Consider the following 15,570-nt stretch of genomic DNA (forward strand, 5'->3'; position numbering starts at 1 on the left):
GAAGCCAACAACGTTACTCGTTCAGTTCGTTATTGCGCAAGCGCTTAGTCATTTTTTAAGACTCGAACCCAGTACACGCCATCTTCATCGCGTTTCGCGCCGTGGATATCGGTTTCGAAGCCTGGATAGTGGCGGCCGATGGAGCACAACATTAATAGAAAATTGAGCACCGCCCGGCTCTCCTCGACGATCATCTCACCGGGCATCAGCAGCGGCACGCCCGGCGGATACGGTAAGATCATATTCGCTGAAATACGCCCGACCAGATTCTCCAGTTCGATGGTTTCCACTTCGCCTTTAATCTGCCGCTGCCAGGCCTGATGCGGCGTCATTTTCATCTCCGGCAGAACGTCAAAGGCGCTCAGCATCAGCTGCGAGAGCTGGTGCTGGCGAATCAGGCGATGGATACCCTGCGCCAGATCCTGAATGCGCATGTTGCGGTAAAAATCAGGATCTTCAGCGTACAGATCCGGCAGCATGTTTTTCACCCGTAAATTGAGATCGTAAGAGCGTTTGAATTCGGTTAACCCGCGCAGCAGCCCCATCGCTCGGGTTTTATCAATGCCGATACTGAAAAGGAACAGCAGATTGTAGGGCCCGGTTTTCTCAACCACCACGCCGCGCTCATCCAGAAACTTCGCCACCAGCGCGGCCGGAATGCCTTCGCTATCCATGTTGCCCTGTTCGTCCATACCGGGCGTCAGAATGGTTACTTTCACCGGATCGAGGAACATATGGTCGTCATCGGCATCCTGAAAGCCATGCCATTGTTCACCGGGGGACACCGGCCAGCACTGTGCTTCCCCCACCTCTTCCGGCTGCCAGATATCAAAGAACCAGCCGTCAGACTCTTCGCGTAACCGCTGCACTTCTTTCCGAAAATCCAGCGCCCGTTCAATCGAACGCTGAATCAGCCGCCTACCGGAATTGCCGCGCAGCATCGCGGCAGCCGTTTCAATGGAGGCAACGATCGGGTAGCTCGGAGAAGTCGAGGTATGCATCATAAAGGCTTCATTGAAGGTGTCTTCATCGTAGCTGCCTTTAATATGAATCAGCGAAGCCTGCGATAGCGCGGCCAGCATTTTATGCGTCGACTGCGTTTCAAAGATCACTTTCCCCGGAATGCGATCGCCGCTCATCCCGCTTTTGCCCTGATAGATCGGATGAAAATGGGTGTAGGGCACCCAGGCGGAATCAAAGTGGATTGACGGTACGTCGAGGGTCTCTTTGATCCAGGTGGTGTTATACAGCAGCCCGTCATAGGTGGAGTTGGTGATCACCGCATGCACGGGCCACCCGGCGCCGCCTGTCGTATTCACCTTTTGCTGAATACTATCGCGGGTAAATTCGCGCTTAGGTATGCCGCCAAGGATCCCCAGCGCATTGCGCGTCGGTTTGAGCCACAGCGGCACCACATCGCTCATCATCAGTAAATGAGCCAGCGATTTATGGCAGTTGCGATCGATAAGCAGGGTGCTGCCCGCCGGGGCGGAATACATCCCGACAATTTTATTCGACGTCGAGGTCCCGTTGGTCACCATATAGCTCTGTTCGGCGCCGAAGGCTCGGGCAATATACTCTTCAGCTTCCAGGTGCGGGCCACTATGATCGAGCAGCGACCCCAGTTCCGTCACGGATATGGAGACGTCGGCCTTTAAGGTATTCCCGCCAAAGAAATCGTAAAACAGACAGCCTACCGGGCTTTTTTGGTAAGCCGAGCCGCCCATATGCCCGGGGGTACAGAAGGTATATTTTCCTTCCTGCACATAGTTGAACAAGGCTTTGGTAAACGGCGGGGTAATGTTGTCGAGGTATTCGCGGGTGTATTGACCGATGCGGGTAGCGATCTCTTCCGCCAGCCCCAGCGCGTATTCAAAGAACCATAGCGTCATGCGCAGGTCCTGACTGCTGACGTCCATCGTCGAATGGGCGTTGATAAATGCGTAGAGCGGCAGGTATTCATTTAAGCGATTAATATTGCTGCACAGGTCAACGCTGTATTCATCCCAGTCGAAAATAACCCCACAGATCCGCGGATTATGCTCGATAAATTGCAAAAGATCGGCGCTATTTTGCGGCCAGATGGTCTGGAAGCCTTGCCGTTGCAGGGCGGCTTCCAGTTCTTTGATCGGTTCGTCTTTATAATAGACGCCGTGGGGACCCATGATCGCAATGATATTCACGCTTTCCTCCTGGAATTTACCTAAGGAAAGCATAATAGCACCCCGCCAGCGCTAAGCACTGGCGGATTTATCTCTATTACACCGCTTTCCAGGCATCGCCCCAGGCTTAACGTGATCCCCTCGGATACGGCGCTTAACATGACAGTTTTATGCTATGCATATTTATCCTTGTTAAATGCCTGCCGGGTCGCAATACCTGGCCGTTGCTGCAGTTTCAGGGGAGACCGGCATCATCCGCTAATCACATTAGCTCTTGTCCCTCTCATCTCAGTCAACAATACATAAAAAAAGGGCCGGAAAATCCGGCCCTTAGAGATAAAAAATGAGATCGATAATCAGGCGTAGCCGTAGCTCATCAAACGCTGATAGCGTCGGTTCAGCAGCTCTTCCTCACTCAGAACGTCGAGATCAGCCAGATCGGCCAGCAGCTGCGCTTTCAGAGAGGCGGCCATCACTTCCGGATTACGATGCGCGCCGCCCAGCGGCTCAGGAATGATGGAGTCAATCAGCTTCAGCTCTTTCAGGCGCGGGGCAACAATGCCCATCGCTTCGGCGGCCAGCGGCGCTTTATCGGCGCTTTTCCACAGAATGGACGCGCAGCCTTCCGGGGAGATAACGGAATAGGTGCTGTACTGCAGCATATTCACTTTATCGCCCACGCCGATTGCCAGCGCGCCGCCGGAGCCGCCTTCACCGATAACGGTGCAGATAACCGGTACGCTCAGGCGCGACATTTCACGCAGGTTGCGCGCAATCGCTTCAGACTGGCCGCGCTCTTCCGCGCCAACGCCAGGATAAGCGCCAGGGGTGTCGATGAAGGTGATGATCGGCATTTTAAAGCGCTCGGCCATCTCCATCAGGCGCAGCGCCTTACGATAGCCTTCCGGCGCCGGCATACCGAAGTTGCGGCGAATTTTCTCTTTGGTTTCGCGCCCTTTCTGGTGGCCGATAATCATCACCGGACGCCCGTCCAGACGCGCAATGCCGCCAACGATAGCTTTATCGTCAGCGTAGGCGCGGTCACCGGCCAGTTCGTCGAATTCGTCGAAAGCCAGGCGGACATAATCCAGGGTGTATGGGCGACGTGGATGGCGAGCCAGTTGCGCAACCTGCCATGCACCAAGATCGGCGAAGATCTTGCGCGTCAGCTCTACGCTTTTTTCACGCAGGCGATGCACTTCTTCATCGATGTTAATATCCAGTTTCTCATCCTGGCGGCTTACCGCTGTCAGAGAATCGATTTTCGCTTCCAGCTCTGCAATCGGCTGTTCAAAATCAAGGAAATTCAGACTCATAGTATTCCTGTATTAGTCAAACTCCAGTTCCACCTGCTCCGAGCCGATCAGGCCACGCAGATCGTTAAGTAAACGATCGCTCGGAGAGACGCGCCATGTTGCGCCAAAACGCAACCGCGCGCGTGCATCCGCCCTCTGATAATAGAGGTGTACTGGAATAGTTCCCGAACGGTGGGGTTCCAGAGACTGACGGAGTCGGTTTAAAAGCTGGTCATCAATTTGCCTGTCCGTCAGCGAGATAGCAAGCCCGCGAGCATATTTTTCCCGGGCTTCGTCAATGTCCATGACTTCACGGGCGGTCATTTTAAGCCCCCCGCTGAAGTCATCAAAGCTGACCTGTCCGCTGACGATAAGTATGCGGTCTTTTTCCAGCAATTGCTGGTATTTATCCAGGGCGTCGGTGAACAACATCACCTCCAGACGCCCGGAACGGTCATCCAGCGTACAGATGCCGATACGATTGCCGCGCTTGGTGACCATGACCCGCGCGGCAATAACGAGCCCGGCCGCCGTGGTCACTTTACCACGATCGGTCGGATGCATGTCTTTGAGTCGTACGCCGCCAACGTAGCGCTCGATCTCTTTCAAATACTGGTTAATCGGGTGCCCGGTCAGATACAGCCCCAGGGTCTCCCTTTCGCCATCCAGCACCACCTGTTCCGGCCACGGTTGACAGTTGGCGTAGGACTGCTCGATTTGCTCCGGCTCTTCCGCCAGCACGCCGAACATATCCGCCTGGCCGATGGCTTCGGCTTTGGCGTGCTGATCGGCGGCCTTCAGCGCATCGCCCAGTGAATTCATTAACGCCGCGCGATGTGGCCCGAGGCGGTCGAACGCCCCGGACATAATCAGTTTTTCCAGCACCCGGCGGTTGAGCTTTTTAATATCCGTTCGCGCGCAGAGATCAAACAGTTCGCGGAAATAGCCGCCCTGATTACGGGCTTCAATGATCGCTTCTATCGGGCCTTCGCCGACGCCTTTGATCGCGCCGATACCATAAACGATTTCGCCATCGTCGTTAACGTGGAAATGATACAGGCCGGAGTTAATATCCGGCGGCAGGATTTTCAGCCCCATCCGCCAGCACTCATCCACCAGACCGACGACTTTCTCGGTGTTATCCATATCCGCGGTCATCACCGCTGCCATAAATTCGGCCGGATAGTGCGCCTTTAGCCACAGCGTCTGATAGGACACTAAAGCATAAGCGGCGGAGTGCGATTTGTTAAAGCCATAACCGGCGAATTTCTCCACCAGGTCAAAGATTTTGATCGCCAGCTCACCGTCTACACCGCGCTTCCTCGCCCCTTCTTCAAAGGTGCCGCGCTGCTTAGCCATCTCCTCCGGCTTTTTCTTACCCATCGCACGACGCAGCATATCCGCGCCGCCGAGGGTATAGCCGGAAAGCTCCTGGGCAATCTGCATGACCTGTTCCTGGTACAGGATGATGCCATAAGTTGGCTCCAGTACCGGTTTCAGGCATTCGTGCTGCCACTGCACGTCCGGATACGATATCTCTTCGCGACCGTGCTTACGGTCGATAAAGTTATCCACCATCCCCGACTGCAGCGGCCCCGGACGGAACAGGGCCACCAGCGCGATCATATCTTCGAAGCAGTCGGGCTGCAGACGCTTGATCAGATCCTTCATACCGCGCGATTCAAGCTGGAAAACGGCGGTGGTTTCCGAACGCTGCAGCATATCGAAGCTTTTTTTATCGTCGAGCGGGATCGCGGCGATATCCAGCGGCCCCTCGCCGTTCTTCTCGCGGCGGGCGTTGATCATCTCCAGCGCCCAGTTAATGATGGTGAGCGTACGCAGGCCGAGGAAGTCGAACTTCACCAGCCCGGCATATTCAACGTCGTTTTTATCAAACTGGGTAACCGGATGCTGGCCCGCTTCGTCGCAGTAAAGCGGGGCAAAATCGGTAATTTTAGTTGGCGCGATCACCACCCCACCCGCATGTTTACCGGCGTTACGGGTGACCCCTTCGAGCTTACGCGCCATGTCGATCAGCGCTTTAACCTCTTCGTCCGCCTCATAAATTTCCGGCAGCTGCGGCTCGGCTTCAAACGCTTTCGCCAGCGTCATACCCGGGTCAGGCGGCACCAGCTTGGAAATGCGGTCCACAAAGCCGTACGGATGGCCCAGCACACGGCCAACGTCGCGGATAACCGCTTTCGCCGCCATGGTACCGAAGGTAATAATCTGCGATACCGCATCGCGACCGTACATGTCCGCGACGTGTTCAATCACCTGGTCACGCTTCTCCATACAGAAGTCAACGTCGAAGTCGGGCATGGAGACACGTTCCGGGTTAAGGAAACGTTCGAACAGCAGGTCGAACTCCAGCGGATCGAGGTCGGTAATTTTTAGCGCATAGGCGACCAGCGATCCGGCGCCGGAGCCACGTCCCGGCCCTACCGGCACGCCGTTATCCTTCGACCACTGGATAAATTCCATAACGATCAGGAAGTAGCCAGGGAACCCCATCTGGTTAATTACCTGCAGCTCAATGTCCAGGCGTTCATCATATTCAGGGCGGCGTTTCGTCCGCTCATCCGGATCGGGGAACAGGAATTCCAGGCGCTCTTCCAGACCCTCTTTGGATTTCTTGACCAGATAATCTTCGGTGGTCATATCCCCGGTCGGGAACTGCGGCAGGAAGTACTCACCAAGGCGCACGGTCACGTTACAGCGTTTGGCGATCTCCACGGTGTTTTGCAGCGCTTCGGGAATATCGGAAAAGAGCTCGCACATTTCCTCTTCGCTGCGCATATACTGCTGCGGCGAGTAGTTGCGCGGGCGCTTAGGATCGTCGAGGGTAAAACCGTCATGGATAGCCACGCGGATTTCATGGGCGTCGAAGTCACCCGGCTCAAGGAAGCGAACATCGTTGGTCGCCACCACCGGTAAGCCCCGGGTTTCCGCCAGCCCCACCGCCGCATGCAGATAGGGTTCTTCATCCTGACGGCCGGTGCGAATCAGCTCAAGAAAATAGCAGTCAGGGAAATGTTGTTCATAAAAATCAACGCACTGATCCACCAGCGCCATGTTGCCGCGCAGCAGGCTACGACCCACGTCGCCCATACGCCCGCCGGAGAGCAAAATCAGCCCTTCTTTTAATTCGATCAGCCAGTCGCGATCGATAATCGGGCCCGCCGCGCCGTAGCCGCGCTGATAAGCTTTGGAGATCAGCAGCGTCAGATTCTGATAGCCAGCGTTGTTAGCGGCCAGTACCGTCAGCTGGCTCAGTTCATCGCCAAGCAGATCGCTCTGGACGTGGAAATCGGCCCCTACGATGGGTTTAATTCCGGCGCCGTGTCCCGCTCCGTAGAACTTCACCAGTCCGCAAAGGTTGGTAAAATCGGTGATCGCCAGCGCAGGCATGCCGAGCGCGGCCGCCTTTTTTACCAACGGTCCGGTTTTCGCCAGACCATCGATCATGGAATAGTCGCTGTGCACCCGCAGGTGTACGAAACGTGGTTCAGCCATCTTCAGATTCCGCGTTACTTAATTGCTTGCGTGTCGGTTCAGGACGCCAGGCCCAGCGCGCGCTTCACCGGGCCAAAGCTGCGCCGGTATTGCTCGATTACGCCATGTTCCAGCAGCTTTTGCAGATGAAAAGCGGTGGGATAACCTTTATGTTGCGCAAAGCCGTACTGCGGGAATTCCCGGTCCAGCACGGCCATTTCAGCATCTCGCGTCACTTTAGCCAGAATAGACGCGGCGCTGATTTCCGCCACTCGGCTGTCGCCTTTAACGACCGCCAGTGAAGGTACAGGCAGCGGCGGACAGCGGTTACCATCAATAAGAACAAACTCAGGGGAAATGCCCAAGCCCGCAACTGCGCGCTGCATGGCCAGCATGGTCGCATGTAGAATATTCAGCTCATCGATTTCATGCGGCTCCGCGCGACCGAGGCTCCAGCACAGCGCTTTTTCTTTGATCTCGTCGAATAGCGCAAGGCGCCGCTTTTCGCTGAGCTTTTTCGAGTCGGCAAGGCCCAAAATCGGCTTTGCCGGATCGAGAATAACCGCGGCAGTCACCACCGCGCCAACCAGCGGACCGCGCCCGACTTCATCGACTCCCGCAACCAGATGGGTATGCGGATAAACGAACTCCATCATTTTGCTAACTCCAGTACTGCATCCGCCGCCTGCTCATCAGCGTTGCAGCGGATCTGCTGATGCAGCGCGCGAAAGGTTTCATGCATATCGTGGCTGGTTTTACCGTCGGCCAGCAGCGGCTTCAGCGCCTCGGCCAGCGCCTGCGGCCGACATTCATCCTGCAGCAGTTCTTTAACCAGTTCACGCCCGGCCAGTAAATTCGGCAGCGATACATAGTCGGTTTTAACCAGCCGTTTCGCCAGCCAGAAGGTAAACGGCTTCATCCGATAGCCAACGACCATCGGACACTTAGCCAGCATACATTCCAGCGCAGCCGTTCCGGAAGCCAGCAGCGCGGCATCGCTGGCGATCATCGCATCGCGGGCCCGGCCATCCAGTAGATGTACGGCAAGATCCGGCGCCGTTTCCGCTTTTATACGCTCGAACTGTTCCCGCCGCTTCGCGTTGACCAGTGGGACCACCACTTCCAGATCGGGGTAATACTCTCGCAGGATCTGCGCCGTTTTCAGGAAATCGGCGCTGAGCATCTCAACTTCCGCCCCGCGGCTTCCCGGCAGTAGCGCCAGGCAGTGCACGTTACGATCGATTCCCAGACGGTCGCGCGCCGCGCCTTTGTCCGGATCCAGCGGCATCGCATCCGCCATCGTGTGGCCGATAAACCGGCAGGGAACGTTAAATTTGTCATAAAACGCTTTTTCGAAAGGCAGGAATGCCAGTACCAGATCGGTGGATCTGCCAATTTTGAAAACGCGTTTTTGCCGCCATGCCCATACCGACGGGCTAACGTAATGAATAGTTTTGATGCCCTGCTTCTTCAGATTACCTTCGAGGGTAATATTGAAGTCAGGCGCATCAATGCCGACGAACACGTCCGGCTTGAGCTCGGTCAATCGACGGGTGAGATCGGCGCGAATATGCAGCAGCCGACGCAGGCGACCAAGCACTTCCACAATGCCCATCACCGCCAGCTCTTCCATCTCATACCAGGCCTCGCAGCCTTCCGCCTGCATCAACGGCCCGGCAACGCCGACAAAGCGGGCATCAGGGATGCGGGCTTTGAGCGCGCGGATAAGACCGGCGCCAAGAATATCGCCGGAGGTTTCTCCGGCGACCAGGGCAATCGTCAGGGGACGCGATTCAGCCATTAACGAATCAGGCCGCGCGTGGAGCGGGCAAAAAAGTCGGTAAATGTCTGCACTTCAGGGTACTGCGCCGCCAGCTCGGCGATCTCAGCTTTCGCTTCGTCCAGCGTTTTACCGCTGCGGTACAGCAGCTTGTACGCGTTACGAATCGCTGTGATCGCCTCACGGCTGAAGCCGCGGCGTTTCAGCCCTTCGATGTTGACGCCAAACGGCGTCGCGTGGTTGCCCTGAGCAATCACGAACGGCGGAACGTCCTGCGCTACGCCTGAGCAGCCGCCAACCATTACGTGCGCGCCAATAATGCAGAACTGGTGCACGGCGGTCATGCCGCCGATGATAACAAAATCATCCAGCGAAACATGGCCCGCAAGGGTCGCGTTATTCGCCAGAATACAGCGGTCGCCCAGCGTACAATCGTGCGCCACGTGGGCGTTGATCATCAGCAGGTTATCGCTGCCCACCTTCGTTAATCCACCGCCCTGTACTGTGCCACGATGAATGGTGACGCTTTCGCGGATGCGGTTGCGATCGCCAATTTCCACACGGGTCGGTTCGCCAGCATATTTCAGATCCTGGTTAACTTCACCGATGGAAGCAAACTGATAGATCTCGTTATCGCGGCCAATTTTGGTATGCCCGTTAATGACAACGTGAGACTTCAGTACGGTACCTTCGCCGATTTCGACGTTAGCGCCAACAATACAAAACGGGCCAATGTGGACGTTAGCGCCAATAACGGCGCCATCTTCTACAATGGCGGAAGGATGAATAAAGGCGGTTTTATCAATCACGTATCAGGCCTCCCGGCTACGGGCACACATCATCGTTGCTTCGCAAACCACTTTTCCGTCAACCGTCGCAACGCCTTTGAAACGAGTCAGGCCACGGCGGGTTTTCTCAAAAGTGACTTCCATAATCATCTGGTCGCCTGGCACGACCGGACGTTTGAAACGCGCTTCGTCAATCCCGGCAAAATAATACAGCTCGCCCGGTTCCAGTTTTCCAACGCTTTTGAATGCCAGAATACCGGTGGCCTGGGCCATGGCTTCGAGAATCAGTACGCCCGGTAAAATCGGCTTACCAGGGAAGTGTCCCTGGAAAAACGGCTCATTTACAGAAACATTTTTAACTGCGCGTAGAAAACGACCTTCTTCAAAATCCAGCACGCGATCGACCAGCAGGAACGGGTAACGGTGAGGCAGAAGTTCCAGAATCTCTTCAATGTGCAGAGTATGAGTGTCAGTAGTCAAAATACTCTTCCTGTCTAAATATCCTAAAAGGCAATAATAACACGGCCTGCGGCAATCTCATGAATGCAACAGGCCGAAAATTTAATGTGGCTGGATGAAGCACTAATCTTGCTGATTAACCTTGCGCTCAATGGCTTTGAGTCGCTTGCTCATATCATCAATATTCAGTACCAGCGTAGCGGTCTTACGCCAGACCTTATTCGGCTGCAGCGGGATACCTGAAGAGTAAACCCCTGGCTCGGTGATAGGACGCATAACCATCCCCATCCCCGTGACGGTGACTTTATCGCAGATTTCCATGTGACCGTTGATCACGCTGGCTCCGCCAATCATGCAGTAGCGGCCAATTTTCAGGCTGCCCGCCATGATGACGCCGCCAGCAACCGCAGTGTTGTCGCCAATCACTACGTTGTGCGCGATTTGACACTGGTTATCAATAATGACGCCATTTCCGATGACGGTGTCGTCCAGCGCACCGCGGTCAATGGTCGTACAAGCGCCAATCTCCACGCGATCGCCGATGATCACGCGACCCAGCTGCGGGATCTTCACCCAGTTGCCGCGATCGTTCGCATAGCCGAAGCCATCCGCGCCAATCACCGTGCTGGACTGGATCAGGCAATTCTCGCCGATCTCAATGTTGTGGTAAACGGTGACGTTGGCCCATAAACGCGAGCCAGCACCTATTTTCGTATTTTTCCCAACGAAGCAACCGGCGCCGATAACCACGTTATCACCGAGGATCGCGCCGGATTCGATAACGGCATTCGGGCCAATGGCGACGTGATTACCCAGCTTAGCCGTGGCATCGATGACCGCGCTGGGCGCGATATCCTGGGCCGGCTGCGGCGTGGTATCAAGAATTTGGGCCATGCGCGCGTAGGTCAGGTAGGGATTACGCACTACCAGCGCGGCGCTATGAGCAAAAGGCAAATCATCCTGCGTCATCACAACGGCAGATGCCTGGCAAACGGCCAGGTGTTCACGGTACTTAGGATTTACCATGAAGGTAATATCGCCCGCCTGTGCGGACTGCATGGACGCAACGCCGGTGATGACGATATCGCCATCACCGTGTAATTCTGCATCCAACTGCTGGGCTAAATCAGCCAGTCGAATTGAAGGCATTACTTATTTAACCTGTTTCAGCACATCAGCGGTGATGTCTTTTACATCGCTGCTGTTGTATGCGACGGCATTAGAGTCAACAACCAGATCGATGCTCTGATCTTTAGCCACGCTCTGCACGGCGCTCTGAATACGAGTCACCAGCTTGCCGCGCTCTTCGTTAGAACGACGTGCGCGATCCTGTTCGAAAGACTGCGCTTTCTGGGAGAAAGTCTGGCGCTGAGCCATAACGTCTTTTTCCAGTTTGGTACGGTCAGAGCCCGCTTTCATGGACTGCAGACGCTGCATTTTAGACTGCAGGTCGCCTTCCATACGCTGCAGCTCGCTCGCGCGGCCTTTAAACTCGTTTTCCAGCGTGTTAGAAACGCCTGTTTTCTGGGCAACCTGTTGGAACAGGCTGTTCATGTTAACCATTGCAATTTTATCTGCCGCCTGAGCGGAAGTAACCATTGCTAAACCCAGACCTGCAGCTAATAACCACTTTTTCACAATTAACTCCTTACCATCCCATGAGTACCCAGGGGTACCGTTATTTGCGTGGCCAGGCGATAACCTCAGTTATCGCCAATAGTCAGCGCTATACTGCAACTGCACTTACATTCCATTGTAGCCAACACCATTACCAGGTTTTACCGATGTTAAACTGGAACTGTTCGGCTTTGTCTCCATCGTACTTTTTAAACGGCTGAGCGTAGGAGAATACTAACGGCCCTAACGGCGACATCCACTGTACTGCGATACCCGCAGACATACGGATATTGCTTGGATCGCTGTAGTCCGGGTAACCGCCATATGCGGCTGAATCCCAGTGAGTATCCCACACGGTACCCATATCCCAGAAGAAGGAAGTACGTACCGAGTTCGCATATTTATCGCTAATAAACGGCGTTGGGGTGATCAGCTCAAGGCTGGCAACCGCCATGGCGTTACCGCCCACCGCATCATCAGACTTACACGGCGCAGATGCGCTGCTCTTACATTCGTTATCGTAGCTGTCGTCGTCGTCATGACGGCTGCTGGCCGGGAAGTAAACCGCTTTCGGACCGATAGTATTGGACTGGAAGCCACGCACGGTGCTTGAGCCGCCGGCGTAGAAGTTCTCATAGAACGGCATCTCTTTACCGCCCAGACCATCGCCATAACCAAAGCGGGTACGACCCAACATGACCCATTTATGATCGTCATCGATCGGTACATAGGTCGCGGTATCCAGCGTCGCTTTATAGTATTCGTTATCCGATCCCGGGATCGTCACTTTACCATTCAGGTTGACGCGTGAACCTTCCGTCGGGAAGAAGCCGCGGTCGAGCTTGTTGTACGTCCAGCCGTAGTTGAAGGTGAAGTCGTCAGCGCTGAACGAGTTTCTGTCGTTCGTGTTGTCCGGGTACTGCCCCATCGAATTCAGATAACGCCACATGGATACCTGAGGCTGCATATTGGACAGCTTGTTATGCACATAGCCCAGACCCGCGCGCAACGTATTGTATTCGTTGACCGGGAAGCCCAGCGTAATGTCTGTACCATAGCTTTTGTTGGTATAGTCAGACAGGTCCGCATCGTTAGCGTCGAAGTCGTTATAGAACACACGACCGCCGAGGCTAACGCCATCCACGGTAAAGTACGGGTTCGTCACCGACAGTTCAGTATAGGTCTGATAGTCGTTTTTGGTGCCGTTAATCCCAACGGAATAGCCGGTACCGAGCCAGTTATCCTGCTGAACGCCGGCCTGGAAGCTGACGCCGCTTTCCGTACCGTAACCGACGCCGAAGTTAAAGCTACCGGTGTTACGTTCTTTAACCTTGTAGACCACGTCAACCTGATCCGGGCTGCCCGGCACGCGCTGCGTATCGGTATCAACCGTCTCAAAGTAGCCTAAACGGTTCAGACGATCTTTACCCTGATCGACCAGGTCGCTACCCAGCCAGGCGCCTTCCATCTGACGCATTTCGCGACGCAGAACGGCATCTTTCGAGGTATCGTTGCCTTCGAAGCGAATTTTACGCACGTAGTAACGATTGCCCGCATCGACGTTAACGTGCAGCTTCACGGTTTTATCGGTATCGCTGATTTCCGGCTGGGACTGAACGCGCGGATAGGCATAGCCGTAGCGACCGAGGAGTTTCTTAATGTCATTCTCCATTTTGGTCACTTTGGTGCCGTTATACAGCTCGCCCGGCTCAACTTTGGTCAGCGCTTCGATTTCTGCCGAATGCCCCGCCAGGTCACCCGTCACCTGCACACCGGAAAGCTTGTACTGATCGCCTTCGGTAATGTTGATGGTGATGTAGATGCCTTTCTTGTCCGGCGTCAGGCTCACCTGCGTGGAGTCAATGTTGAAACGAGCATAGCCGCGATCCAGATAGTAGCTGCGCAGCGTTTCAAGGTCCCCTGCAAGCTTCTGTTTCTGATACTTACGATCGCCAACCACGTTCCACCACGGCACTTCATCGCGCAGCTGGAAGGTCGAAATCAGTTCATCGGTGCTGAATGCATGGTTGCCGACGATATTGATCTGCTGGATTTTCGCCGAGACGCCTTCCTGGAAGACAAGCTTCAGGTCGACACGGTTACGCGGCAGCGGCGTCACGACAGCTTTAACGCTGGCGCTGTACTTACCGACGCTGTAGTAGAAATCCTCCAGCCCCTTTTCGATATCAGCAAGCGTGGTGCGATCGAGGGATTCCCCTACGCGTACGCCGGATGCCTCAAGGTTTTGCTTGAGCATGTCATCTTTCACCGACTTGTTACCGGAGAAAGTGATGCTGGCAATCGTTGGACGCTCTTTCACCTGCACCAGCAGGGTATCACCATCGCGCAGGACGCGAACGTCCTCAAAGTTGCCGGTGGCAAACAGAGCACGGATGGTGTTACTGATATCATCATCGGTTACGGTATCGCCAGGACGCACTGGCATACTGAGGAGGGCCGCACCAACAGCGACACGCTGAAGGCCTTCGAAATGAATGTCCTTCACCACGAACCCGTCAGCACCGTATACGGTTGCGCTGCTAAACAGCAGCGACGCTATGAGCAACTTTTTCATCGCCATCGTTATTATGCGTTCTTCCTAACAAACTCTCTTACAACCGAGAGAAATCATTGAAAAGTGCAAGCCCCATTAACAGCACCAGCAATATTGAGCCAATGCGATAACTAAAGTCTTGAACTCGCTCGGATACCGGTCCGCCTTTCAGCTTTTCAATCGCCAAAAACAGCAGATGTCCCCCGTCAAGAACGGGAAGCGGGAACAGGTTGATTATTCCAAGGTTCACGCTGATCAGCGCAAGAAACATCAGATAATAAATCAGCCCAAATTCCGCTGACATCCCAGCCCCCTGGGCGATAGAAATCGGCCCGCTGAGGTTGTTCAGTTTGACATCACCGGTTATCAATTTGCCCAGCATCCTGACCGTTAACGACATCAGCTGCCAGGTTTTATCCGTGGCTTGAGCGATGGCGGCAAACGGCCCGTACTGACGCACTGTCTTATATTCATCAGGCAGCGGGATGACCTTAGGTACGACCCCTGCAAACCCCTCAGCTTTGCCTTTGGTAGACTTCGTGTCCGGCGTCAAGGTCACCGACAAGGGACTCCCCTGCCGCTCGATGTCCAGAACTAATGCCCTACCCGGATTATCACGCACCAGATTAACAAACGTCATCCACTGCGTTAACGGTTGACCATCGACTTTAACGATCCTGTCGCCCGCTTGCAAACCCGCCTTCTGCGCCGCCGAGCCAGATTGTACTTCAGCCAGGACGGTATCAATCTGCGCGCTGCGGGGTTGAATGCCCAATGAGGCAACCGGATCTTGTTTATCCGGCTCGAACGCCCAGTGCTGCAGATCGAGGATTTTATCCTGGCGTTGATTGGTCCCGAAAGGGGCGACGGTAACTATTGTTTGCCGATCGCCTATCTTCGCCACCAGCGCCATCCGTACTGCATCCCAATCAGGCGTTTCGATGCCATCTATCGCTTTAAGTTCCGTTCCTTTTGCAATTTGTGCTTGCGCGGCGATCGAGTTGGGCGTTATGTCGCCAACGACCGGACGAATGCCCGGGACGCCGATAATAAAGACCAGCCAGTAGGCAAAAATGGCAAAAAGGAAGTTCGCGATGGGCCCTGCGGCGATAACGGCGGCGCGCTGACCAACGGTTTTGTTGTTAAATGCGGCGTGACGCATCTCTGGCGCCACGGGCTCAACGCGTTCGTCGAGCATTTTGACGTAACCGCCCAACGGAATAAGGGCGATAATAAACTCCGTTCCCTGCTTATCAAAACGGCGCCAAAGCGCTTTACCAAAGCCGATAGAGAAACGCTCAACGCGGATACCACAGCGGCGAGCAACCCAGAAATGGCCAAATTCATGGACGGTAATCAGCACGCCCAGGGCAATAATAAAAGCAGCCAAATTCCAGAGAACGCTCAGCATAAAACCTTC

At 54.9% G+C, this 15,570-nt stretch carries 11 protein-coding genes; all 11 read right to left on the bottom strand.

Annotated elements, in window-relative coordinates; all coding sequences use genetic code 11:
* Nucleotides 1-44: 44 nt before the first annotated feature.
* The 11 genes from GUC22_RS21945 to rseP all read right to left on the bottom strand — a co-directional run bounded on the left by GUC22_RS21945 (nt 45) and on the right by rseP (nt 15,561).
* Entirely contained in the window at nt 45-2,183 is a 2,139-nt protein-coding gene (locus GUC22_RS21945; RefSeq protein ID WP_131930750.1) for a lysine decarboxylase LdcC, read from the bottom strand.
* A 335-nt stretch (nt 2,184-2,518) separates the two neighbouring features.
* The gene (gene accA, locus GUC22_RS21950) at nt 2,519-3,478 is read right to left on the bottom strand and encodes an acetyl-CoA carboxylase carboxyl transferase subunit alpha (RefSeq protein ID WP_004137983.1); all 960 of its coding nucleotides are present in this window, start codon (nt 3,476-3,478) and stop codon (nt 2,519-2,521) included.
* 12 nt (nt 3,479-3,490) lie between these two features.
* Entirely contained in the window at nt 3,491-6,973 is a 3,483-nt protein-coding gene (dnaE, locus tag GUC22_RS21955; protein WP_004137985.1) for a DNA polymerase III subunit alpha, read from the bottom strand.
* A 38-nt stretch (nt 6,974-7,011) separates the two neighbouring features.
* Nucleotides 7,012-7,608, bottom strand: coding sequence for a ribonuclease HII (gene rnhB / locus GUC22_RS21960; protein ID WP_004137987.1), 597 nt, complete (start codon nt 7,606-7,608; stop codon nt 7,012-7,014).
* Nucleotides 7,605-8,753: a lipid-A-disaccharide synthase gene (lpxB, locus tag GUC22_RS21965; protein ID WP_004137990.1), complete on the bottom strand. Its 1,149-nt coding sequence runs from the start codon at nt 8,751-8,753 to the stop codon at nt 7,605-7,607. Before lpxB ends, rnhB begins: the two co-directional genes overlap by 4 nt.
* Nucleotides 8,753-9,541 (bottom strand): acyl-ACP--UDP-N-acetylglucosamine O-acyltransferase, encoded by a 789-nt coding sequence (gene lpxA, locus GUC22_RS21970; RefSeq protein WP_004137991.1) that lies wholly within the window; start codon nt 9,539-9,541, stop codon nt 8,753-8,755. Before lpxA ends, lpxB begins: the two co-directional genes overlap by 1 nt.
* A gap of 3 nt (nt 9,542-9,544) precedes the next feature.
* Nucleotides 9,545-10,000: a 3-hydroxyacyl-ACP dehydratase FabZ gene (gene fabZ, locus GUC22_RS21975; RefSeq protein ID WP_004098761.1), complete on the bottom strand. Its 456-nt coding sequence runs from the start codon at nt 9,998-10,000 to the stop codon at nt 9,545-9,547.
* 102 nt (nt 10,001-10,102) lie between these two features.
* Entirely contained in the window at nt 10,103-11,128 is a 1,026-nt protein-coding gene (gene lpxD / locus GUC22_RS21980) for a UDP-3-O-(3-hydroxymyristoyl)glucosamine N-acyltransferase (RefSeq protein WP_082237578.1), read from the bottom strand.
* A gap of 3 nt (nt 11,129-11,131) precedes the next feature.
* Entirely contained in the window at nt 11,132-11,617 is a 486-nt protein-coding gene (gene skp, locus GUC22_RS21985) for a molecular chaperone Skp (RefSeq protein WP_004098757.1), read from the bottom strand.
* A gap of 130 nt (nt 11,618-11,747) precedes the next feature.
* Nucleotides 11,748-14,177 (bottom strand): outer membrane protein assembly factor BamA, encoded by a 2,430-nt coding sequence (gene bamA, locus GUC22_RS21990; protein WP_004872013.1) that lies wholly within the window; start codon nt 14,175-14,177, stop codon nt 11,748-11,750.
* Nucleotides 14,178-14,208: 31 nt separating this feature from the next.
* Nucleotides 14,209-15,561, bottom strand: a complete 1,353-nt coding sequence (gene rseP, locus GUC22_RS21995; RefSeq protein WP_004872016.1) for a sigma E protease regulator RseP — start codon at nt 15,559-15,561, stop codon at nt 14,209-14,211.
* Nucleotides 15,562-15,570 lie beyond the last annotated feature (9 nt).

Origin of the sequence: Klebsiella sp. MPUS7 (assembly GCF_009905335.1) — a bacterium.
Lineage (GTDB): Bacteria > Pseudomonadota > Gammaproteobacteria > Enterobacterales > Enterobacteriaceae > Klebsiella > Klebsiella grimontii.